This window comes from Paenibacillus sp. HJGM_3, assembly GCF_045062745.1.
GTDB lineage: Bacteria > Bacillota > Bacilli > Paenibacillales > NBRC-103111 > Paenibacillus_AA.
Map to the genome: position 1 here is coordinate 165,449 of NZ_JBJGED010000011.1, position 22,309 is coordinate 187,757.

Annotated in this window: 21 protein-coding genes; all 21 read right to left on the reverse strand. The window is 56.8% G+C overall.

Features of this window, described 5'->3' with window-relative positions:
- Positions 1-234: 234 nt before the first annotated feature.
- The gene (locus tag ACI5FR_RS14585; protein ID WP_405455383.1) at positions 235-1,482 is read right to left on the reverse strand and encodes a competence/damage-inducible protein A; all 1,248 of its coding nucleotides are present in this window, start codon (positions 1,480-1,482) and stop codon (positions 235-237) included.
- Positions 1,483-1,611: 129 nt separating this feature from the next.
- Positions 1,612-2,187 (reverse strand): CDP-diacylglycerol--glycerol-3-phosphate 3-phosphatidyltransferase, encoded by a 576-nt coding sequence (gene pgsA / locus ACI5FR_RS14590; RefSeq protein ID WP_405455385.1) that lies wholly within the window; start codon positions 2,185-2,187, stop codon positions 1,612-1,614.
- Positions 2,184-3,512, reverse strand: coding sequence for a 30S ribosomal protein S12 methylthiotransferase RimO (rimO, locus tag ACI5FR_RS14595; protein ID WP_405455387.1), 1,329 nt, complete (start codon positions 3,510-3,512; stop codon positions 2,184-2,186). Before rimO ends, pgsA begins: the two co-directional genes overlap by 4 nt.
- Before the next feature lie 157 nt (positions 3,513-3,669).
- Positions 3,670-3,831, reverse strand: coding sequence for a hypothetical protein (locus ACI5FR_RS14600; protein ID WP_405455389.1), 162 nt, complete (start codon positions 3,829-3,831; stop codon positions 3,670-3,672).
- Between the two features lie 79 nt (positions 3,832-3,910).
- The gene (locus ACI5FR_RS14605; RefSeq protein ID WP_405455390.1) at positions 3,911-4,789 is read right to left on the reverse strand and encodes a helix-turn-helix domain-containing protein; all 879 of its coding nucleotides are present in this window, start codon (positions 4,787-4,789) and stop codon (positions 3,911-3,913) included.
- 66 nt (positions 4,790-4,855) lie between these two features.
- A complete protein-coding gene (locus ACI5FR_RS14610; RefSeq protein WP_405455391.1) occupies positions 4,856-5,626 on the reverse strand; it encodes a DUF3388 domain-containing protein in 771 nt (256 codons plus the stop codon).
- A gap of 165 nt (positions 5,627-5,791) precedes the next feature.
- Positions 5,792-6,037: a DUF3243 domain-containing protein gene (locus tag ACI5FR_RS14615; protein ID WP_405455393.1), complete on the reverse strand. Its 246-nt coding sequence runs from the start codon at positions 6,035-6,037 to the stop codon at positions 5,792-5,794.
- Between the two features lie 148 nt (positions 6,038-6,185).
- A complete protein-coding gene (gene ymfI, locus ACI5FR_RS14620) occupies positions 6,186-6,935 on the reverse strand; it encodes an elongation factor P 5-aminopentanone reductase (RefSeq protein WP_405455395.1) in 750 nt (249 codons plus the stop codon).
- Entirely contained in the window at positions 6,932-8,233 is a 1,302-nt protein-coding gene (gene yfmH / locus ACI5FR_RS14625; protein WP_405455398.1) for an EF-P 5-aminopentanol modification-associated protein YfmH, read from the reverse strand. Before yfmH ends, ymfI begins: the two co-directional genes overlap by 4 nt.
- Before the next feature lie 2 nt (positions 8,234-8,235).
- Positions 8,236-9,465, reverse strand: coding sequence for an EF-P 5-aminopentanol modification-associated protein YfmF (yfmF, locus tag ACI5FR_RS14630; protein ID WP_405455445.1), 1,230 nt, complete (start codon positions 9,463-9,465; stop codon positions 8,236-8,238).
- 206 nt (positions 9,466-9,671) lie between these two features.
- On the reverse strand, positions 9,672-10,463 hold the full coding sequence (sleB, locus tag ACI5FR_RS14635; RefSeq protein ID WP_405455400.1) for a spore cortex-lytic enzyme: 792 nt from the start codon (positions 10,461-10,463) through the stop codon (positions 9,672-9,674).
- 150 nt (positions 10,464-10,613) lie between these two features.
- Positions 10,614-13,178 carry a DNA translocase FtsK gene (locus ACI5FR_RS14640; protein WP_405455402.1) on the reverse strand — a complete coding sequence of 855 codons (2,565 nt, stop codon included), beginning with the start codon at positions 13,176-13,178 and terminating at the stop codon, positions 10,614-10,616.
- Between the two features lie 143 nt (positions 13,179-13,321).
- Positions 13,322-13,570 carry a YlzJ-like family protein gene (locus tag ACI5FR_RS14645; protein ID WP_405455404.1) on the reverse strand — a complete coding sequence of 83 codons (249 nt, stop codon included), beginning with the start codon at positions 13,568-13,570 and terminating at the stop codon, positions 13,322-13,324.
- The gene (locus ACI5FR_RS14650) at positions 13,567-14,322 is read right to left on the reverse strand and encodes a ClpP family protease (protein WP_405455406.1); all 756 of its coding nucleotides are present in this window, start codon (positions 14,320-14,322) and stop codon (positions 13,567-13,569) included. Before ACI5FR_RS14650 ends, ACI5FR_RS14645 begins: the two co-directional genes overlap by 4 nt.
- Before the next feature lie 232 nt (positions 14,323-14,554).
- Positions 14,555-16,231 (reverse strand): ribonuclease J, encoded by a 1,677-nt coding sequence (locus tag ACI5FR_RS14655; protein ID WP_405455408.1) that lies wholly within the window; start codon positions 16,229-16,231, stop codon positions 14,555-14,557.
- A gap of 180 nt (positions 16,232-16,411) precedes the next feature.
- Positions 16,412-17,275 carry a 4-hydroxy-tetrahydrodipicolinate synthase gene (dapA, locus tag ACI5FR_RS14660; RefSeq protein ID WP_405455410.1) on the reverse strand — a complete coding sequence of 288 codons (864 nt, stop codon included), beginning with the start codon at positions 17,273-17,275 and terminating at the stop codon, positions 16,412-16,414.
- 18 nt (positions 17,276-17,293) lie between these two features.
- On the reverse strand, positions 17,294-18,517 hold the full coding sequence (gene dapG / locus ACI5FR_RS14665; protein ID WP_405455411.1) for an aspartate kinase: 1,224 nt from the start codon (positions 18,515-18,517) through the stop codon (positions 17,294-17,296).
- A gap of 74 nt (positions 18,518-18,591) precedes the next feature.
- Positions 18,592-19,632, reverse strand: a complete 1,041-nt coding sequence (locus ACI5FR_RS14670) for an aspartate-semialdehyde dehydrogenase (protein ID WP_405455412.1) — start codon at positions 19,630-19,632, stop codon at positions 18,592-18,594.
- 31 nt (positions 19,633-19,663) lie between these two features.
- A complete protein-coding gene (locus tag ACI5FR_RS14675; RefSeq protein WP_405455414.1) occupies positions 19,664-20,266 on the reverse strand; it encodes a dipicolinate synthase subunit B in 603 nt (200 codons plus the stop codon).
- Entirely contained in the window at positions 20,263-21,162 is a 900-nt protein-coding gene (gene dpsA / locus ACI5FR_RS14680) for a dipicolinate synthase subunit DpsA (protein WP_405455416.1), read from the reverse strand. Before dpsA ends, ACI5FR_RS14675 begins: the two co-directional genes overlap by 4 nt.
- 711 nt (positions 21,163-21,873) lie before the next feature.
- A complete protein-coding gene (gene dut, locus ACI5FR_RS14685; protein ID WP_405455447.1) occupies positions 21,874-22,308 on the reverse strand; it encodes a dUTP diphosphatase in 435 nt (144 codons plus the stop codon).
- Position 22,309: the final 1 nt, after the last annotated feature.

Consider the following 22,309-nt stretch of genomic DNA (forward strand, 5'->3'; position numbering starts at 1 on the left):
GTTTTAGTAGTTATTCCTTGCAATCATTCGCTTTAGGTATATGATACCTGTTTTTTTCTCCGTTGGCAATCATTTTCCGAACATATATTCGTATTTTTTTCGCAACACCTCGACGGCCGCGGCGTTCAAACAAAAAACCGCAGCAAAGTATCGATACTTTACCGCGGTCCTTCCGTCAGTTCCTATTCATTATACTGCAGCTCCCGCCAAGTGGCAAGCGTGTTCTCGCGAGCATCAGCCCTTCAGCCGCTGCCACAGCTGATACAGCGCCGCCTTCGCCGCGCGCAGCCGGATGATCTCCCGGCCGCCGCTCAGCTGCAGCCGATGCGTCGCCGCCGGCCGCCCGCGCTCGGCCACGCCGAGAAAGACGAGTCCGACGGGCTTGCCCTCGGACTCGGAAGGCCCGGCGACGCCGGTGATCGCGAGCGCGAAGTCGGCGTCCGCCCGCTCGCGTGCGCCTTCGGCGAGCCGCGCGGCCGTCTCGGCGCTGACCGCGCCCGGCGCGCCGGGCCCTTCGAGCAGCTCGAGCGGCACGCCGAGCAGCGCATGCTTCAGGGCGTTGCTGTAGCACACAACGCCGCCGCGGAACATTGCCGAGCTGCCCGGCACCGCCGTCAGCAGCTCGGCCAGAAGGCCGCCGGTGCAGCTCTCGGCAGCGCTAAGCGTGAGTCCGCGCTCGGTCATCTGACGGACGAGCTGCTGCTCGAGGCTGATGTCCTCCTCGGCGAACAAGTATTCGCCGACGCGTTCGCGAATGACCGCCTCGACCGCGGCGAGCTTCGCCATGCCTTCCTCGGGCGTAGCGGCGCGCGTAGTGAGCCGAATCGTGCATTCGCCTTCCTTCGCGTACGGCGCGAGTGACGGGTCCTGCTGCCCGTCGATCAGATCGATCAGCTTGTGCTCAAGACTCGACTCACCGATCCCGGAGAACTTGAGCATCTTCGAGTGCAGCGGCAGTACGCCGGTCAGACGAACTTGCAGCCATGGTCGGACGTAGCGGTCGAACATCGGCTTCATTTCCTTCGGCGGACCCGGCAGCAGCAGGTAGTGCGTCCCGTCCTGCGTGATGGCGGCCCCTACCGCAAGTCCGGTATCGTTCGTCAGCGGCTCGCTGCCCTCCAGCAGGTTCGCTTGGCGAGCGTTGCTCGCGACCATCTCCATCCCTCGCGATGCGAACACATGCTCGATTTTATCCATAGACGGTTGATGAATGTACAGAGAGCGCCCTAGATACACAGCGAGCGCGTCCTTAGTCAGGTCGTCCTGCGTCGGCCCAAGCCCGCCGGTACACAGGATGACGTCCGCCCGCCCGCGGGCGATGTCGAACGCTTGCTTGATCCGCTGCAGGTTGTCGCCCACCACCGTCTGAAAATACACGTTGATCCCTAAATCCGCGCACCCTTTGGCCAAATACTGCGCATTTGTATTGACGATTTGCCCCAGCAGCAGCTCGGTCCCTACTGCAATAATCTCCGCTCTCATCCGTCTCTCTCCTCTAGAATGGTTTTCAAAGTGTTTCTGGGGCCCTCGCAAAGTACTAGGAATACACTACGAGAGCTTCCCTTTGCTTTGTGGGGATAAAGTTAAAGGGATCGCCCCGAAGAGCGTCCCCTAAAAGTCCAGCAGCGTTTTGTTTTTCAAGAAGTAATCGATGCCGGAGTATACCGTGATTATCGCGGCCGCCCAACTGGCAATTACGTCGAAAGGCAGCCCGATATACGTAAACGGAAAGTTATTGATCAACAGGGCGATAATCGCCGTAATCTGGATCCCGGTCTTCCATTTGCCCCAGAGGCTCGCCGAGATGATCGGTTTGTTTTGCTGCAGTCCGACCATCCGCAGCCCGGTCACCGCGAACTCCCGGCTGATGATGACAATCGCGATCCACGCATCCAGCTTCCCCATATCCACGAGGGAAATGAGCACCGCCGAGACGAGCAGCTTGTCCGCGAGCGGATCGAGCAGCATGCCGAGGCTCGTCACCATCTTCCGGCTGCGGGCGATATAGCCGTCCAGGCTGTCCGTACTCGCCGCGATGATAAAGATGAGCACCGCGATGATCTGGTTATAAGTGATGCTGAACTGTTCGATCTTGATCGGCGGCAGATCCAGCTTCACGAGCAGGAAGAACATGATGACGGGGACGAGGAATATCCTCGCCAGCGTTATACGGTTGGCCAGATTCATGCGATTCCCTCCCCGGACAAGTCGTACTCATACGAGTGTGTGATCCGCACCTTCTGCAACTCGCCGATGCCGCTCCTGCACTTGGTTACGAATACTTCCCCGTCGACATCCGGAGCGTCGTATTGGGTCCGGCCGACATAGACGTCGCTCCGTCCGTCGTACCGTTCGATCAAGACGTCCAGCTCTTCGCCGATGCGCTTGCCGTTCTGCTCGTTCGCGATTCCGCGCTGAATCTCCATAAGCGTATTGGCCCGCCATTCCTTGACCTCGTCCGGGACTTGGTTCGGGAGCCGCGACGCCGGCGTATCCTCTTCCTGGGAATAGGTGAAGACGCCCAGCCGGTCGAACTTCATCTCTCTCACGAAGTCGCACAGCCGGTCGAAGTCTTCGTCCGTCTCGCCCGGGAAGCCTACTATAATGGAGGTCCTCAGGGCGACGCCCGGAATGCGTGCCCGAATCTTCGCCACCAGCTCCCGCGCATCGCGCTGGCGTCCGGGACGGCGCATCCGCTTCAGAATCGTGTCCTCGCTATGCTGCAGCGGCATGTCGATATAGTTGCAAATCTTCGAGTTCGTGGCCATCGTCTCGATGAGCTCGTCCGTGAAGAAGCCCGGATACGCATAATGCAGCCGCACCCATTCGATGCCCGGCACTTCGCTCACCCGGTTCATCAGCGTCGGCAGCATAAACGTGTCGTACAGATCCGTCCCGTAGTTCGTCGAATCCTGAGCGATCAGGCTGATCTCCCGCACGCCTTGCGAAGCGAGTTGCTGCACTTCCGCTACGATCGACTCGATGCTCCGGCTGCGGAATTGGCCGCGCATGATCGGAATGCTGCAGAACGTGCACGCATTGTCGCAGCCTTCGGCGATCTTCACGTATGCCGTGTAGCGAGGGGTACTCATCAGCCTAGGCAGCGCCGCCTCGTAATTGAATACCGGATTCCCGACTAGAGCGGGCTTTTTCCCCCGGAGAGCTTCATCCACGATAGAGGTAATGTTGTGAAAATCCCCCGTGCCGACGATCCCGTCAATCTCCGGCATCTCGTCCATGAGCTGCTGCTTGTACCGCTGCGTAAGACAACCCGAAACGATTAACGCTTTCAATTTGGCCGATTGCTTCAGCTCCGCCATCTCCAGGATCGTATTGACCGACTCTTCCTTGGCCGCGTCGATGAAGCCGCACGTATTGACGATAATGACTGTGGCTTCCTCGGGTTCTTGTACTAAGGAAAAGCCCCTCTGATGGATTAAGCCGGACATAATCTCGGAGTCGACCGTATTTTTCTCGCAGCCCAGCGTAACCACTTTTACTTTTTCCGACATGTCAATCCCCCAACTGGTATACCTGTCCTGTGTCTAGCTTTATCTTTACAAGTATAATATAACGCCCGGAGGGTGTCAAAATCGGACAAGCCTCTAAAACGCCAAAAAAGCATCCAACTCCGCGCGGATGCTTTCCATGAGACTAACGTCCCGTCCTTTACCGGTGGCGCACCGGCATGCGGAACATATAGATGATCCCGAGCACGATAAAGGCGAGTCCGAAGCCTAGTATCCCGTATCCCCAAGCGTTCGGGGTCAAATACCAGCCCAGCAAACTCGCGATCACGCCCAAGATGGTGACGACCCAGCTGGCGGCCATGTCGGAAAACCTCACTTTGCGTAAGTTATAATACGGCTTAGTGATAGAATGTCCAACCGGCTTCCCGGGTATGTATCCGCTACACCGATTTGTTCAGCTCGATGATGACGTTGCGGGCGTTTTTCTGATCGGCAAACGTAAGAGGCGTCCCATTCACCAGAAGATCCGCCGCCGCGGGCAAGCCGACCGTGATGTACACGCTCATGTCGGATACCCACTCCCGGGTCTCGCCTTTTTTGTACAATTTCGTCTCGAGCCCCTGTCGTTCCGTTTTCCCTTCCGAGACCGGCACTATCTTATCAATCCGAAGCCAGCATTCTTCCCCCTTGGTTGTATAATTGATCGTCAATTTATCCGCACCCGTGAGCGAATAATAATCGGTGCTGCCCTCGCTTCGCACGAGCGTCAGAACCGGCGCAGCCGGTGTCGGCGTCGGCACCGGGGTAGGCGTCGCCGTTGGCTTATTACCTGAAGCGTTCAACGCTCCTCCGTCGGTAGCGGGCTTGCTGTCCGGCTCGCTCTTCTCCGTAATTTTGTCCGTTTCGTCGACTTGCTTCTTCGTATCTCCCTCGTAGGACTGGGAAATGAAATAATAGAGCACGCCCAAAATCAGCATGACGAAGGCGAGCATCAGAATCGTGGAGGCCCACTTGCTGATTTTATCCGAGTTCCGGGCGTGTGTCTTTTTGCGGCGGATCGGTTCGACCGTCGTCTCGACCGTCGGGGCGGGAATGACGCTCTTGTACAAGCCTAGCACTTCATTCGGATCTAGGCCGACCGCCTCCGCATAGCTCTTGATAAACGCTCGGACATAGAAGCTCCCCGGCAAGATTTTATACTCCCCGGTCTCGATCGCTTCCAGATACCGCTTACGAATTTTCGTCATTTCCTCCAGCTTGTCCAGCGAGATGTCGTTGTCCATTCGCGCTTTTTTCAACAGCTGACCCAATTCCGACACTGTGTCCACACCTCCTTCGCGCCGCTCGATGATGATGGTGGCCGATCCGAGGAAGCCCGGCAGCTCTTAGAAGCCAGGCTCTTGATCGATATTAATGATGCTCTCGTACGAGATTTCTTCTTCCGGGTTGTTCCTCAGCTCGATAATATAATCGAAATTCTCATATGTGTATTCGGATTCGCGGATAAAAATGTCCGGGTGTTCGATGACTTTCGTCGAAGGCATGCGCATGATTTCGCGCAGCAGCCCGTAGTGCTTCTCGTTCGAGCGCATCGTGGAGACGATTCCATCGATGATGAACACGTTGTGCGGGTTCATCTCGTCCTCCGACAGCTGGCTTCGCACCGTTTGACGCAACAAAGTGGAGGAGACGAACGTCCATCGCTTCTGCGCGCACACGCTGCCGGCGATGATCGATTCCGTCTTGCCGACACGCGGCATCCCTCTCAGCCCGATCACCTGGTTGCCTTCCCGCTTGCAAATTTCCCCCAGAAAATCGACCAGCAGCCCAAGTTCGTCCCGTGTGAACCGAAACGTCTTGCGGTCGTCGGAATCGCGCTCGATGTAACGCCCGTGACGGACCGCCAAAATATCGACAAGTTTCGGGGTACGCAAAGCGGTTACGGTTATATTATCCACTTTTTTCAACATTTTACCCATTAATTCGATTTTTTCATCATCATTCGTTTGCAAGAGCATGCCGCGGGTTTTGTCCTCGACCCCGTTGATCGTCATAATGTTGACTTCTAGCATCCCCATCAAAGAAGCGATATCGCCTAGCAAACCCGGGCGGTTCTTATGAATTTTATATTCCATGTACCATTGTTTGACTTCCATCCTGCACCTCGCAACTCTCGCCGATATGGCGGCAACCCTCGACCCGATTATAGGGTCAATCTTATTCCTATTCTACAATTTTCGCCACTTTCCTTCTACCCATTAAACATTTTCCGACTACAACGCGCAAAAGCCCCCTGCGCAGGAGGCTCAGCAAGTTGAGATTTATTTGACCATTTTGACCATCAGCCGGGCGATCATCCGCTTCTCGTCCTCATCCGCGACGTCCCACAGCTCCTTCAGGATACGCTCTTCCTTGTTCTCCGGATCGATCTTGTCGGACAGGAATTCGCCGATCTGGAAGGCGAGCTTGGAGATCGTCTCGTCGCTCATCCCAGCTCTGTGCGCTTGCTCGACCCGCTCCGCCAAAAATTCTTTCCAGCGCTCGAAGCTTTTCAGTACCGTAGACATGGTGACACGCTCCTCCGTAAAGTTTGTGTGCAATTGCAGTTGTAGTTTGGACCAACCGCGAATGAGCTATGCCCACAAAAGCGCGCCAAAATCAGGGAAGGTGTCCGGCCTCGGTACGATAGAGTTCGGTTCGGATGGTCCGTATGGATCAAGTCAGCCAGCCGCCATTCGGACTGATGATCTGTCCGGTGATGTAACCCGATTCCGGCAAGGCGAGAAAATAAACGAGCGAGGCGATCTCATCCGGCTGGGCGAACCGGCCGACCGGGATGTCGTCCTTCAGCGCCTGCTGCTCGTGATCGTCGAGCCGGCTGTTCATCGTCGTCTCCACGACGCCGGGCGCCACCGCATTGACGGTCACGCCGGACGGAGCAAGCTCTTTCGCCAGCGACTTCGTGAACGCGTTCACCCCTCCCTTGGCCGTCGAATAGACGACTTCGCAGGAGGCGCCGGAAATACCCCAGATGGACGAAACGTTGATGATGCGTCCGTATTTCTGCTCGATCATACGGCCCATGAACAGCTGGGAGCACAGGAACATGCCCTTCAGGTTAATGTCCATCACCTGGTCCCATTCTTCCTCGGTCACGTCCGACAGCAGGCCGAAGTGTGCGATCCCCGCATTGTTGACGAGGATATCCGGCAGCATGCCGTGCAGCTCCATCTTCTCCTTCATCCGAAGCAGCTGCTCCTTGGAGCGAAGATCCGCCGTCACCGTCAGTACGCGTACCCCATAAGCCAAACAGGCGCGAGCCACCTCGTTGGCCGACTCATGGGCGTTCAAGTAATGAATGACGACATGCATGCCCACTGAGGCGAATCGTTCCGCCACCGCCGCCCCGATCCCCCGGCTGGCGCCGGTGATCAGGACGGTCGTCTCGGACAGAGGCTTCGTCATGAGGATGCCTGCCCTCCTTCGGGGCTTTGCACAACGCAGAAGCCGAGCCGGTCGAAATCGACATGCTCACCGAGCCGGCGGTTCGCGTCCTCCAGCGTGATGCTCTCGTACGTATCCAGCACGTGGAACAGGTGCGTGCCGCGGAATTTGTACTTGGTGAATTCTCCGGCCATCGCTTCCGGCGAGTTCAGCATTCTCAGGAACGCTCCGATCTTCTTGCGCTTGCTCCGTTCGAACGCCTCCGCCGGAATGCCGGTTCGGACCGCATCCTTGAGTGCGCTCGTCACGCGCTCCAGCAGCTGATCGGGATCCTTCGTATCGCCTCCCATAAGGGAGAACGCATAGTTGGCCCCGCAATTGAATTCATGGCCGAAGGAGTCGGAGATCAGTCCATCGTCGTACATGCTCTGGTAGAGGGCGGAGCTAGGGCTGAGCAGCGCGTCCAGCACGAGCTTGGTCGTCAGCTCGCGGCGCAGCAGGTCGTCCCCGCTCTCGCCGCCGATCGGTTCCTTGAAGCCGAACATCGCCTTTGGGAGCGAGACGGGCAGTTCGATTCGCTTGACCTTAGCCTGCACCTGGTTCGGCTCCTCTTCGAAGATGCGCCGAATTTCGCCCTGCGGCGGGAAGTTCTTCGCGGCCTGATTGGCCCGCACCAGCTCCATGATCGGCTCCGGCTCGACGCCGCCCACGATGAACAGGCTCATGTTGCTCGGATGATAGAACGTACGGTAGCACGTGTATAGCGTTTCTTTCGTGATGTGGGAGATTGACTCCACGGTGCCGGCAATATCGATGCGTACCGGGTGCCGCATATACAGTGCTTCGATTAGGCCGAAATATACGCGCCAGTCGGGATTGTCGCCGTACATGTTGATCTCTTGCCCGATAATCCCTTTTTCCTTCTCCACATTCTGATCGGTGAAATAAGGATTTTGCACGAAATTGATCAAGGTGTTTAAGTTCTCCGGGATGTTACCCGTCGCGGAGAACAAGTACACCGTCCGGTCGAAGCTCGTGAACGCGTTGGCGGAAGCGCCCAGGGAAGCGAACTTGGCGAAGATGTCGCCTTCGGGTTCCTCGAACATTTTGTGCTCAAGGAAATGGGCGATGCCATCCGGCACCCGTACTTCGTCCTGTCCTTCAACCTGAAAATGGTTGTCGATCGAGCCGTACCGGGTCGAGAATGTAGCATACGTCTTCTGGAACCCCGGCTTTGGCAATATATAGACGTTCAAGCCGTTTGGCAGCTGCTCGTGATAGATCGTTTCCTGCAGCTTCGTGAACGGAATGGCTTCCATGCTCAGTTCCCCCCTTTCCGGTCTCTCAGGAAGTAGATCGTATCCAGCCGGACGGATTCCGCCACTTCCCGAATCGCGGCGATATCGACCTGCTCGGTTGCCTCGATGAGCGACTCCGCCGTCCGTTCCTTGCCCGACAGCTGCGTGTTGAAGTCCAGCGCGATCATCTCGAATGCCGAATCCTGGCTCTCGCGCAGCTGATTCGCGATCATCGCCCTCGTCTGAGCCAGCTCCAGCTCGCTGATGTCGCCCTTCACCATAGCGTCCATTTGCTTCTTAATCATCGTGACGGCTTTCTCGTAGTTGGCGAATTCGATGCCCGATTGAATCGTCACGATGCCCTTATGCCCGTCAAAGCGCGAGGAGGCATAATAGGCCAGGCTCTCCTTCTCCCGTACGTTCAGGAACAGCTTGGAGTGAGGATACCCGCCCAAAATCCCGTTATATAGCAAGGCGGCGGGGTATTGCTCGTCGGCATACGTGACCGGCGTGCGCAAGCCCATATTCAGCTTGCCCTGGGTAACGTCCAGCCGCTCGACCACTTCGTTTATGTCTCGAGGAACTTGCTGCGTCTGTGTCCGAGTATACTTGGCGTCTTGGGCTCGCGCGATCGGGAAGCTCTCGCTAACGAGCTGCTTCACTTCCTCCATCGTAGTATCCCCCACTACATAGAGGTCGATCGGGGCGGTGCTCAGCCATTGCTTGTAAGCTTCATACAAGCCGGCAGGCGTGATTGCCGGCAAATCCGACAGCCGTCCCAGCGGGTGGAGCCGATAGGGCTCGTTCTTGCACATTTCCTCGATGCAGCGTTCCGCCGCATACCGGATTTTATCGTTAACGATCGATTCCAACTTCTTTTGCACGGTCGTTTTCTCGGAACTGACATACTTATCCCGGAACGCTCCGTTCTCGACTAACGGATCGCTGATCGTGCCGCCCACGAAGTCGAACCCTTGCTTCAGCAGGCCGCTTGCGCCGGCCACGAATTGGTCGTGGATCAGATCCATGCGGAATTGCACGATCTGATAGTCGCCCCGTTTGTACACGTCAAATCCGAATCCGGCGCCGTACAGATCGTCCAGCCGCTCCCGGAACTGCTTCGTCTCCGGCAAGCGCATCGTGCCCCGACGCATGACGAAGGGAATCAGCGCCACGTTCGTAACGGTGTCCTCGGCTAACGGCTGCCCGATATAGACGGAGATCGCATAGGTCTTGAATTGCTTCGTCGGCATAACATGAAGCCGAATCTGATTCACCCGGTCTCTTTCAAAAACGGTAGCGTTCGATTTCAACGGTATGTCTCCCTTCCCTTCATCGCGCTTGCACCCTAAGATTGGTACCTTCTACCAATGTATCTGGGTTACTCTCATTATATTCTGCCACAAACAGAAGAAGCAACCTGACTCGTAGGTTACTTCTTCCGGAGGTTCGTGCGAGGTTAGTTACAGAAAATGTGCTTGCCGATCTTCTTCACTTGTACCCGGGTCCAAATCCATTTGGATGTTGCCGTCTCCGGGTTGAAGTAGTACAGACAACCGCCAGATGGATCATAGCCGTTCAAGGCGTCTTGTACCGCTCTTTTCGCCGTATCGTTCGGCGTGAGCCAGATTTGGCCGTCCGCTACCGCCGTGAAGGCGCCCGGTTGGAAAATAACGCCCGATACCGTATTCGGGAAGCTAGAGGACTTCACCCGGTTGAGGATGACGGCCGCAACGGCCACTTGTCCGACATACGGCTCGCCTCTCGACTCGCCGTATACCGCATTGGCCATCAAGTTCAAGTCTTGCTCCGACAAGCCCGCATGGTTGGAGGCCGGCAGGTTCGTTCCGCCCGCGGCCGGCGCAGGCGCTCCGCCGCCGGCACCCGCTCCCGCCCCAGCTCCGGCTTCCTTCCGCGGCGTCTTTTCATACGTCCAGTCTTTCGTCGCTTCCCAGAGCTTCAGCTTCGTTTTGGATCCGGCGATGCCGTCCACTTCTTTCATGCCGAATTTGTATTGAAAGTTTTTGACCGCTTGCTGTGTTTTGGAACCGAAGTCCCCATCCACATTCCCAAAATAGAAGCCCAAATATTTCAATCGGCCTTGCAGCTCGAAGACGTCTTCCCCTTTGGAGCCGTACTTCAGCTTGGCGCTGCTGAACGTTTCCTCCGACCTCGTGGCATGCTTCAGCTGCATCGAGACGAACAAGAGCAGCAATATACTGAGGGTTATCACCACAATGCGTTTATTCATGACGATCGCTCAACCTTCCTTATCTGGATGTAAGAAGCTTTTCCTTAGTATGAGGAAGGCCGTAGCCGATTATGCAGGAGGTGGTTCCGCGACAAGCCAGGAACATAGGCAAAGGCCTCTCGATTGCAGTCGTCGAGAGGCCTTACGGGTTTAGGACGTGACGCGGTTGTGATGGTACTGCTCGTACGTAACGAGCACTTCGCGAGGCTTGCTGCCTTCGTACGGACCGACGACGCCTTTGGCTTCCATCGAATCGATTAGACGCGCCGCGCGCGTATACCCGATCCTCATGCGGCGCTGGAGCAGCGACACGGACGCTTGCTTGGCTTCGAGCACGATCTGGACCGCCTGGTCATACAGCTCGTCCTCGATCTCTTCGGAAGCAACGCCTTCTTCCTCCAATTCCGGGACGAGCTCTTCCTGGTACTGGGCTTTCTCCTGATTGCTGACGAAATGGACCACGGTCTCCACCTCGGCGTCCGAGAGGAACGCTCCTTGCACCCGGACCGGTTTCGAGGCGCCCATCGGCAGGAACAGCATGTCTCCCCGTCCTAGCAGCTTTTCGGCTCCGACCAAGTCCAGAATCGTCCGCGAATCCACCTGCGACGACACACCGAAAGCGATCCGCGACGGGATGTTCGCCTTGATGACGCCGGTAATGACGTCGACCGAGGGACGCTGCGTGGCGATAATAAGGTGAATACCGGCTGCGCGGGCCATCTGGGCCAATCGGCAGATCGCGTCCTCCACATCGTTCGAGGCGACCATCATCAAATCGGCGAGCTCGTCCACGATGACGACGATGTAGGGCAGCGGCGCGCCTTCCTTCTTCTCGATCAGCATTGCGTTGTAGCCTTCGATATTGCGCGTGCCGCTCTTCGAGAACAGCTCGTAACGCTTCTCCATCTCCACGACTACCTTCTTCAAGGCGAGAGAAGCCCGGCGGGGGTCGGTCACGACCGGCGCGAGCAAGTGCGGGATGCCGTTGTACACGTTCAGCTCGACCATCTTCGGGTCGATCATGAGGAATTTGACCTCGTCGGGTTTTGCCTTGTACAGGATGCTGGTGATGATCCCGTTGATGCAAACGGATTTCCCGGAGCCTGTAGCGCCGGCCACGAGCAAGTGAGGCATGCGCGCCAGGTTGCCGACGATCGCTTGTCCCGCGATGTCCCGGCCGAAGGCGATACTCAACCGTGCGCTCGATTCCTGGAACACCGGACTCTCCATCACTTCGCGCATCGTGACGACGGACACTTCGGTGTTGGGCACTTCGATCCCGATCGCGGACTTGCCGGGAATCGGCGCTTCCATCCGGATGTCTTTGGCCGCCAGCGCGAGTGCGATGTCATCGGTGAGGCTGACGATCCGGCTGACCTTGACGCCTACGTCCGGCTGAATCTCATACCGGGTTACCGCCGGGCCGCGTACGACCTCCAGCACTTTGGCCCGGACGCCGAAGCTTTCCAAGGTCGACTCCAGCTTCTTGGCGATGACCTTGTAGTCCGACTGGTCCCCGCCCTTGCCGGCTCCAGCCGGCCTGGCGAGCAATTGGAGCGAGGGGAGCTCGTACGGCTTGACCGGCTGTGCCGGCGGACCTTCGCCATCGAAAGCAAGCTCCGCATCGTCAAGCGGCCCCTCCTCGTCGGACTTGCCGTTCTTCTTCGCTGCGGCGTCGGACGGCTTCTCCTTGGACGGAGTGACCCACGAGGCATGGATCGGTCCGTCGGTCTCCTGTTCGACCTGCTCCTGGAAGTCCCGGATGACCGGCATTTCTGGCCCAGGATCGTCAATGGGGTCAGATGGCGGCGCCAAGAGCGGCGATCCCGCCATGTCCTCTTCGTCCTCCGGATCCCAAGCCGCCGGAGCTGGAGATCTATCCGCCCCTGTGTCACCCGCTTGTGTAGTTTGGTTGGCTTTCTTCCCGCTTAACAGCTGGAAAAACACCGGTTTTCTCTTTTCCCGAGTGAACACCGGCAGCGGTTCTTCATCGATGTCGTCGTCATCCGGTATGTATGCAGGTACGGTTCGTGCAGCGGCGGTTTTCGCTTTTACGATCGGCTTCGGCCGCCCTTTGAGCAGCATGAACATGTCCAGGAAGCTTTGCCTCAGATGGGTACCGGTTCCCCGGAACAAGCCCTTCACCTTCGCCATCATGTCCACATACGACAATCCGGTGATGAGGACGAACCCGATGGCAAACATCGTGTACTCGATCAGTTTAGCGCCCAAATTGTCGAACAGCATGTACAAGCAGGCGTACAGGAACGCACCGATCATGCCGCCGCCGACGCTGCCCGACAAAATCTCGGTCCCCTGCACCGTCGGACTCAGCCCGTCGATCAGCGCCGTCCACGTAACGGAAATGATCCACCCTGCGGAAAGGAATTGCTCGTTCGGATCCAACTCCTGGAACATCGTGATATGGTTCATAATCAAAAAGCCCAGCAAGACGAGCAGCAGTCCCGTTTTCCGCGCCGACCACTGCCTCGGCCATGCTCTGCGGATCATCGCATAGAGGCCGATATAGATGAAGATCACTGGAATGACCCAGTCAAACACGCCGATGAAAAACCGGAATAAGTAAGTTAACGACCTGGCAACCGACCCCTGCTCCGAGAGCGCGATGATGGAAAAGATGAGAATTAGAATTCCGTACAGTTCATATTTCAACTGGACGGACAAGGACCCGTTTTTGCGTTTGCGCTTAGCCAAGTGTTTCACCTCCGATGCTATATTATACCATACGGCGGACAAGCTGCATAAGAGGAATGAGGCGCAACTCGAACGTTCCAAGAACGCCCGGCAACAAAAAAAGCGCTGCAAAGAGCGCTTTCCTTAAAATATTCCCGCCAAACTTATGATCCGGTTCCAAAGCCGGGTTGAGCCAATGTGGGCTGATACGCAATCATTTGTCCCGGTGCATAGGCGGGATTCAAGTACACTTGGGGATCCGGGCATATTAGCCGTACGATCGCAGCCTGTGTGGAGGACACGGGGAGCACCTCCATCAGCAGTCCATTCACGTTCACCTCCATCGGCCTCTCCCGCGGTACGTCCCACCCATCGAATACGATTTCGTCGGGAATGCTGGAATAAAAAATCATGACGGCCCCACTCCTGTCGGGACGGCGAAGCCGTTCTTCATCACGCGAATCTCCTCAATCCGGCGGTTCAGCTCCCGCAATGCCTCGCCAATGCCGCCGACGCGATCGATCAGGCCGTACTTCACCGCGTCATTGCCGATGACGGTCGTTCCGATGTCGCGCGTCAGTTCGCCGGTTTTGAACATCAATTCTTTGAACACCTGCTCTTCGACTCGGGAATGATGCGTCACGAAGCGAATGACCCGCTCCTGCATCTTCTCCAAGTATTCGAACGTCTGCGGCACGCCGATGATGAGCCCGTTCAACCGAATCGGATGTATCGTCATCGTCGCCGTCGCCGCAATAAAGGAGAAATCCGCCGACACGGCAATCGGCACGCCGATGCTATGGCCGCCCCCCAACACGAGCGTAACCGTCGGCTTGGAGATGGTGGAGATCATCTCGGCGATGGCGAGTCCGGCTTCAACATCGCCCCCGACCGTATTCAGGATGATCAACATCCCTTCGATTTTCGGATTTTGCTCGGCCGCGACCAATTGGGGGATGAGGTGCTCATATTTCGTCGTCTTGTTCTGCGGCGGGAGCACGAGGTGGCCTTCGACCTGACCGATAATCGTCATGCAATAAATGTTCGATTCCGTTGTGGGGGTGTTCGTCTGCCCCAATTGCTGAATGTTGTCCAACACCGGATTCCTGCGTTTCTCTTCCGGCGCTTCCTGGGGCTCCTGCTCGTTCGTCGTATAATTCGCCATGGACGCATGCCTCCTGCACGTAAGGATCTTACCTAGTATCGGTTGAAGCGGCATTTTTATGCGAACGAAAGGCGGATCAGACAAACCTCCTTACTTCCATGAACCCGAAATTCCATCAAAAAAGCCCCTGGGAGGTTCGAGGTCCCAGAGGCGGATTGTACCCAGCGCATGCTTCACGAGTGTTCCGTGAGGTGGTGCGATACAGGTGTACAAGTGACTGTATGTGGTAAGGCTAAACTTCCATAATAATTGGAAGAATCATCGGTCTTCTGCGGGTTTGTTCGTACAAAAATCGTCCTAGTGCATCTTTTACTTGCGTTTTGAGCGACGCCCATTCGTTGACGTTCTCTACCATAAGTCGGTTCAAGGTGTTGGTGACGATCCGATTCGCTTCGTCGAGCAACCCTTCGGACTCGCGTACATACACGAACCCTCTCGAAATAATATCCGGTCCGGACATGATCGCGCCATCCTGCTTGCTCAGCGTGACGACGACGACCAGAATGCCGTCTTGGGACAATAGCTTGCGATCCCGCAGGACGATATTGCCTACGTCGCCCACGCCCAGTCCGTCGATCAGCGTGTTGCCGGAGGTGACCTTCGCCCCTCGGCGGGCAACCCCACCTTGGATCTCGACCGTGTCGCCGTTATCGCAGATGAAGATGTTCTCCCGATCCATGCCAACCGACTCCGCTAGCAACGAGTGTTGGCGAAGCATCCGATACTCGCCGTGAATCGGCATGAAGTACTTCGGCTTCATCAGATTCAGCATCAGCTTCAATTCTTCCTGGCTGCCGTGACCTGAGACGTGTACGCCCGAGACGGAGCCGGGTCCGTAGATCACGTTCGCCCCGATCCGGAACAGCTCGTCGACCACGCGGCCTACGTAGCGCTCATTGCCTGGGATCGGCGTGGCGGCGATGATCACTGTGTCACCCGGAAGAATATCGACCTTCCGGTGCGTCGACCGGGCCATCCGGGTTAACGCGGACATTGGCTCTCCCTGACTGCCTGTACACAAAATGACTACGCGATCGGCCGCCAGCTTGTTCACTTCCTCAGGCTCGATCAGCATGCCCTCCGGAATGTTCAGGTAGCCCAGCTCCTGAGCGATGGAGACGACGTTCACCATACTGCGTCCGATAACCGTGACTTTCCTCCGCGTGGCTACGGCTGCGTCCATCACTTGCTGGACCCGGTGCACGTTCGAGGCGAAGGTCGCCACGACGACGCGCTGCTTGGCCCGGCGGAATGCTTCTTCCAGTTCCTTGCCGACGGAACGCTCGGAGCCGGTGTAGCCGGGGCGCTCGGCATTCGTGCTATCTGAGAGAAGCGCCAGTACGCCGTTTCTTCCGAGTTCCGCCATCCGATGCAAATCCGCGTATTGGTCGTTCACCGGCGTCTGATCGAATTTGAAGTCCCCGGTATGCACGACATTGCCTTCCGGTGTTGCGAGGCATACGCCTACGGAATCCGGAATACTATGGTTTGTCCGGAAGAAGGACGCTTTCATGCAACCCATCTGGACTTCCGTCTCACTGTTGATCAGGATACGCTTCGTATCGCCGAGCAGGTTCGCTTCCTTCAGCTTGCTCTCGATCAAGCCCATGGTGAGCTTGGTCGCATAGACGGGAACGTTCAGGCTCTTCAGCACGTACGGCAATCCGCCGATGTGGTCTTCGTGCCCGTGCGTGATCAGAATGCCTCTTACTTTGTCCCGATTCTCAATCAAGTACGAAATATCGGGAATGACGATATCGATTCCGAGCATGTCTTCTTCAGGGAACTTCAACCCCGAATCAATGACGACAATGTCGTTCGCATATTGGACCACGTACATATTTTTCCCAATTTCGCCCACGCCGCCAAGAGCGAAAATGGATAATTTCTCTATATTTTTCTTAGACAAGACTATACCTCCTAATAGAAATTGACGACGATCTTTTTCAAACAACCCATTGCCGAAACTAACCGAACCAGTCACTTGCCATTATTATACATGATGCCGAGGAGCGAATACAAGTCGAGTGCCCCGAGCGTATCCGCACCGGCATTAAAACTCAGAAGGGTGCAATATAAACTGAATCTGTCAAAAAAGCGATTCGACGAACCGGCCTTCTTCCGGGGATACGGCAAGCAGCGGGAGACGAACGCCCCCGACTTGGACCCCCTTGGAATTCAACGCATGCTTTATCCCTGCAGGGCTCGGCACCTTGAAGATGCCGGTGAAAATCGGGTATAGCCGCGCGTGCAATTCGGCCGCACGCCGGTTCTCTCCACCTAGGAACGCCTCGACCATTTGCTTCATTTCCCGACCGATCACATGGCTCGCCACGCTGACGATCCCATATCCTCCTATCGACAGGACCGGCAAGGTCAAGCTGTCGTCTCCGCCATAGACGCGGAAGCCTTCCGCCGATTTGGAGATGACCTCCGTAATGTGGTTCAAATCCGGAGTCGCTTCCTTGGAGGCTACGACGTTCGGAATCCGGGACAGCCGAATGGTCGTATCCGCGGCCAACTGAATCCCGGTGCGGTGCGGTACGTTATACAGCATGACCGGCAGCTTCGTGCTCTCCGCGATCGCTTTGAAATGCTGATACATGCCCTCTTGCGACGGCCGATTGTAGTAAGGCGCGACGAGCAGGACGCCGTCTACCCCCAGCTTCTCAGCCGCTTGGGTCAAGTGGATCGAATGGCGCGTGTCGTTGCTGCCCGTTCCTGCAATAATCCGGCAACGGCCGTTCGCCCGCTTGACCGATGCCTCGAACAGCTGCAGCTTCTCCTCGTCGGACAACGTCGGGGATTCTCCGGTCGTGCCGCTGACGACGATCGCGTCCGTCAGCTGCTCCTCGATCAAGTAGTCGATGAGCGCGTCCACCTGGTTCCAGTCGATGGACATGTCTGTATTCAATGGGGTGACCATAGCGGTGATAACTCTTCCGAAATCCACGCGAAACTTCCTCCTCGTTCACACGGTTTTGTGTAATTGAAACTTCTGATGCAACGCACGGACTGCCTTCACCATATCCGACTGCTGGACTAATACCCAGATCGTCGTATTGGAGTCGGCCGATTGCAGGATGAGAATGTCTTCTTCCGTCAAGGCTTCCACGATTTGCGCCATAATCCCGGGAACGCCGTTCATGCCTCCCCCTATGACGGATACCTTCACGCAGCCTGGAAGAAGCTCCGGCTCATAGCCGAGATCCCTCAACATCGAAGAGGCCCGATCGGCCTCATGATCGAAGACGGTGTACATGATGCCGGACGGATTCACATTGATGAAGTCGACGCTGATCTGATGCTGCGCCATCGTCTTAAACACCCGAAGCTGCAAATCGTATTGCCCTTCTCCCGCTGTGACCCGGATCTGCGTCAGCCCCGGAAAGTGGGCGATGCCTGTCACATGCCGGTCCTTCAGCTTTTGGTTCAGGCTGCGGAGCGAATCCGGGGAAGCCACCAGCGTGCCCAGATCCTCGGTGAACGTCGAGCGGACCCGAATGGGTACGTTGGCCTCCATGGCGATCTCGACTGCGCGGGGGTGAATCACCTTCGCCCCCTGATAAGCCATGTTGCAAATCTCGGCGTACGTGACGCTTACGATCGACTGCGCATCGGCTACGAGTCGAGGATCGGCGGTGAAGATGCCGTTCACGTCCGTGAAAATATCTACAAACTCCGCTTTCAATGCTGCCCCCAGGGCGGTGGCCGACGTATCGCTGCCGCCGCGCCCCAGTGTGGTCATGTCCTGCTCGTCGGATTGGCCTTGGAACCCGGTGACAATCACGACGCGACCCAGACCAAGCTGGTGCAAAATGCGGGCGGGCTGAATCGACTCGATACGGGCATTCCCGTACCGGTCGTTCGTGCGAATCCCTGCCTGTCCGCCGGTGAGAACGACAGCCGGAATGGAGAGCGCATTCAATTCACTGCAAAGCACAGCCGCAGAGATGATCTCTCCGCAGCCCAACAACATATCCTTCTCCCTAGCGGGCAAAGCATTTCCCTGATGCCGGACCAAGTCCAGCAGCGTGTCCGTAGCGTAAGGGTCTCCCCGTCTGCCCATGGCGGATACTACGACGACTAAAGCATAGGATTCGGCTAGCGCATGTTGAATGTGATGAATGGCGTGAGCTCTGGATAAGGCATCGGAGAGGGAAGTTCCACCGAACTTCTGCACAAGAATGCGCATGGTCTTCCCTCCAAACTCGAATAACCGTCAAAATCGTGCGGACCGGCTAAGCCGAGTCCGCCGTCCAAATCCGCTTACTGCTGCTCGATCGCGATATACTCGGCAATCTGCACCGCATTCCATGCGGCGCCCTTCAACAAATTGTCGGACACGATCCACATGTTCAAGGCGCGAGGGTTGTTCAGGTCGCGCCGTACGCGGCCTACGAACGTCTCGAGCTTCCCGGCAGCGTCGGTCGCGAGCGGGTACACCTGCTCCTGCGGATTGTCCTGCAGTACGATTCCCGGCGCATCGGCGATCAAAGCTTTCACTTCTTCCACGTCGAAGTCCGACTTCAACTCCACGTACACGGATTCCGAATGACCGTACACGACCGGAATCCGGACGCATGTGGCGGTTACTTCGATCGAATCGTCGCCCATGATTTTCTTCGTTTCGTTGATCATCTTCATTTCTTCATAAGTAAAGCCGTTGTCCCCAAACTTGTCGATTTGCGGAATGGCGTTAAACGCGATTTGATGCTTCACCGGCAGCGAACCGACCGGCAATATTTGCGGATTCACATCGTTACCTTCCAGTACGTCTCTCGATTGGCGCAGCATCTCGTCGATCGCCTTCGCTCCGGCTCCGGATACCGCCTGATACGTCGAGACGATAATTCTGGAGATCCCGTAGCGGTCGTACAACGGCTTCAGTGCAGCCACCATCTGAATCGTCGAGCAGTTCGGGTTCGCGATGACGCCCTTATGCTCACTGATCTTGTCGACGTTGACTTCCGGCACGACAAGGGGCGTCTCCGGATCCATCCGGAACGCGCTCGTGTTGTCAATGCAGACGGCCCCATGCTCGACCGCATGCGGCACCAACTGTCGGCTGATGTCTCCGCCCGCGCTGAACAGCGCGATCTCGACGCCGCGGAAGCTGTCCGGCGTAGCTTCTTGGACGATCACGTCCTGGCCCTTGAAGGGGATGACCTTGCCCGCGGACCGGGCCGAAGACAAGAGTCTCAGCTCTTTAATGGGGAAATCTCTCTCCGCCAGCAAGCGAATGATCTGTTCGCCCACGGCTCCGGTTGCTCCAACGACTGCTACGGTAAACTGCTTTTGATTCGACATGTCCTGCTCTCCCCTTGAAAAAATCAATCTATTAAGCGTTCATATAATTGAACTTCTCAATCACCATCGGCTGCAATTGCTTATGCTCGAGTGCTGCCGCGCATGTCTCCACGACGAGCTCCATCCGTGCTACCAACGAGTTCGGCTTCACATGAGGAGCGTCCTGTCCGAAGGGGACGAAATAAATGTTCTTCGCGACGAGCAGTTTGGCGATATTCGCCGCATTCAGCCCTAATCCGTCGTTCGTAGAAATCGCCAGCACGAGGGGCCTCTGGTTGCGCATCTGTGCCTTGGCGGCCATGAGCACCGGACTATCGGTCATGGCGTTCGCGAGCCGGCTGGTCGTATTCCCTGTGCATGGGGCAATGACCATGACGTCCAGCAGTTTGGACGGCCCCAGTGGTTCCGCATCCACAATTGTAGAAATGATATCATTCCCCGTAATATCTTTCAGCTGCTTCTGCCAATTCTCCGAAGTACCGAAACGGGTATCAGTCGTCATCAAAGTCTGCGATGCGATAGGAATTACGCGCGCTCCTTGATCGACGAAAGCCTGAATATGCGGCATCGTCTCCGCAAACGTACAATGGGATCCGGTTAGCGCGAATCCTACGGTTTTCCCTTGCCAATTCATTCTCGATTCCTCCCTGTAACGGCATCTTCCATGATCAACTGGCTGACGGTGTTGGCTATAATGCGTCCAGCTGTTTTGGGAGCGACGATTCCAGGTAATCCGGGGGCCAGCATGGCCTTCACCCCACGCCTCTCGGCGTAGCGAAAATCCGTTCCTCCCGGCCTTGAGGCCAGGTCGATCAGGACCGCCCGGTGCGGAATATTGGCGATAATCTGTGCTGTGACTATCATAGTCGGTATCGTATTAAAAAGCAAGTCGATATTCGAGACCTGCTGAGCCAGATCATTCAAGTAAAACGGGGTAAAACCCATCTCCCAAGCCCGGGCGTAATGCTCCGGACGGCGAATGCCGACCTTCACCTGCGCGCCGAGTCCTTGCAGTGTCCGCGCCATCGTAAATCCCGTCCGGCCAAGGCCCAACACCATACACACCGACCCGTGAATCGTGATGTCGGTGTTCTGTATCGCCATCATGAGCGCCCCTTCGGCCGTCGGGATCGAGTTGTAGATCGCCACATCGTCCCGTTCCAGCAGCTCGACCAGCTTGATTCCCGCCGTCTGGCAGAGCGTCTTCAAGTAGCCCTTCGCCATGCCGGTATACACTTTGGCGTGCGGCGGCAAGCTGCGGATATGTTCCTCGGTCAAGTGCAGTTCCGAGGTTGAAAACAGCGAATCCACGATCCCGTTGTCGTCCGTCCCGACGACGGGCAGGATGACTGCGTCCGCGCCCTGCAGTGCCTCGGGGGATAAAGGCACTTTTGTCGCCCCGCTGTATTGATTCTGCAAATTGTCGAAGCCGATCAGCTGTACGGTTGCGTCCAGCTCCACGAACTTCTGAATGACTTCCAGTTGGCGGGCATCGCCGCCGATTATGGCAACTTGCAATCCGGTCAACATAGCAGCGTTCCCCTCCTTTCCTCTCCCTCATAGATATGACATCTTATGCCGGGAGGCGGGGATGGGTTCCTGCCCAACCGAGGGTTTGCGGTGAGGGAGGGCAGGCAGATGGGTCATCTGCGGAAAAAACGTGTGTGTTACGGTTGCGCGCGGGGAGAGCAGGCAGATGGGTTCCGATCGCTGTTGTACTTGCCTGCCTTTTTATTAGATGGGTAGGTGGTGGCAGGCAAGTACAAAGGCGACCGCTTCGCTTCTCCACTCCCTCTGCCTGCCCTCCCTCCCCTACCACTCGGTTGGAGTTAAGTAGGGATAAAAAAGAGGTTGTCTCCGTGCAGTACCTTCCCGGAGACAACCTCTATATTGTTCACCTGCACCCCTTTCTTCTGAGTGAAAGGGATAGCGCCTATAAGGAAGTGAAACTACCTCAACGACCTCCATTCATTCCACCTGGAACAATAGCGAAAACAAAAAAGCTGTCTCCGTTTCTTCCGCACGGAGACAGACTTTACTACTACCTCTACTAGGGAACGACCCTGAAACGCTTTGGTGTTGGCGGCGTTTGCGAGCCCGTTGAAAAAATAAGTTCCGCGCGAGTTTTGGCTCGGCGTCCTCACCATAAAATATAATCAAAAGGACGACGAACAAGATGTTTGAGCTGGCGGGACTTATTTTTCAATGGATGCGACAAAACGCCGCCAACACCAACGTGTTTCATTTCGTTCCCGTATGCCCGAAGCCGCCGGCCCCCCGCACGGTCTCGTCCAGCTGCAGCACCGGCTCCAGCCGGACGGGCGGCACGAGCTGGAACACCATCTGCGCGATGCGCTCGCCCCGGTGGATCGTGAAGGGCTCCTGCCCGAGATTGATGAGCAGCACCTTGATCTCGCCGCGGTAATCGGCGTCGATCGTACCCGGCGTGTTCAAGCACGTGATACCGTGCTTGAAGGCGAGCCCGCTGCGCGGCCGGATCTGCGCCTCGAGGTGCGCCGGCATCGCGATGGCGATGCCGGTCGGCACGAGGGCGCGCTGACCGGGCTGCAGCACGAGCGGCTCCTCGGCGGGCACGGCCGCGTACAGGTCGTAACCGCTCGCCTGCTCCGACATCCGCTGCGGCAGGGGGACGCCTTCGCTCCCCGGCAGCCGCATC

Bases quoted from the DNA above. Each gene is read 5' to 3' on its own strand.
- ACI5FR_RS14585 (WP_405455383.1), bottom strand. From the start codon at position 1,482: ATGAGAGCGGAGATTATTGCAGTAGGGACCGAGCTGCTGCTGGGGCAA.
- pgsA (WP_405455385.1), bottom strand. From the start codon at position 2,187: ATGAATCTGGCCAACCGTATAACGCTGGCGAGGATATTCCTCGTCCCC.
- rimO (WP_405455387.1), bottom strand. From the start codon at position 3,512: ATGTCGGAAAAAGTAAAAGTGGTTACGCTGGGCTGCGAGAAAAATACG.
- ACI5FR_RS14600 (WP_405455389.1), bottom strand. From the start codon at position 3,831: ATGGCCGCCAGCTGGGTCGTCACCATCTTGGGCGTGATCGCGAGTTTG.
- ACI5FR_RS14610 (WP_405455391.1), bottom strand. From the start codon at position 5,626: ATGGAAGTCAAACAATGGTACATGGAATATAAAATTCATAAGAACCGC.
- ACI5FR_RS14615 (WP_405455393.1), bottom strand. From the start codon at position 6,037: ATGTCTACGGTACTGAAAAGCTTCGAGCGCTGGAAAGAATTTTTGGCG.
- ymfI (WP_405455395.1), bottom strand. From the start codon at position 6,935: ATGACGAAGCCTCTGTCCGAGACGACCGTCCTGATCACCGGCGCCAGC.
- yfmH (WP_405455398.1), bottom strand. From the start codon at position 8,233: ATGGAAGCCATTCCGTTCACGAAGCTGCAGGAAACGATCTATCACGAG.
- yfmF (WP_405455445.1), bottom strand. From the start codon at position 9,465: ATGCCGACGAAGCAATTCAAGACCTATGCGATCTCCGTCTATATCGGG.
- sleB (WP_405455400.1), bottom strand. From the start codon at position 10,463: ATGAATAAACGCATTGTGGTGATAACCCTCAGTATATTGCTGCTCTTG.
- ACI5FR_RS14645 (WP_405455404.1), bottom strand. From the start codon at position 13,570: ATGATTTTTTATTCCAGCATTCCCGACGAAATCGTATTCGATGGGTGG.
- ACI5FR_RS14650 (WP_405455406.1), bottom strand. From the start codon at position 14,322: ATGGCGAATTATACGACGAACGAGCAGGAGCCCCAGGAAGCGCCGGAA.
- dapG (WP_405455411.1), bottom strand. From the start codon at position 18,517: ATGCGCATTCTTGTGCAGAAGTTCGGTGGAACTTCCCTCTCCGATGCC.
- ACI5FR_RS14670 (WP_405455412.1), bottom strand. From the start codon at position 19,632: ATGTCGAATCAAAAGCAGTTTACCGTAGCAGTCGTTGGAGCAACCGGA.
- ACI5FR_RS14675 (WP_405455414.1), bottom strand. From the start codon at position 20,266: ATGAATTGGCAAGGGAAAACCGTAGGATTCGCGCTAACCGGATCCCAT.
- dpsA (WP_405455416.1), bottom strand. From the start codon at position 21,162: ATGTTGACCGGATTGCAAGTTGCCATAATCGGCGGCGATGCCCGCCAA.
- dut (WP_405455447.1), bottom strand. From the start codon at position 22,308: ATGCGGCTGCCGGGGAGCGAAGGCGTCCCCCTGCCGCAGCGGATGTCG.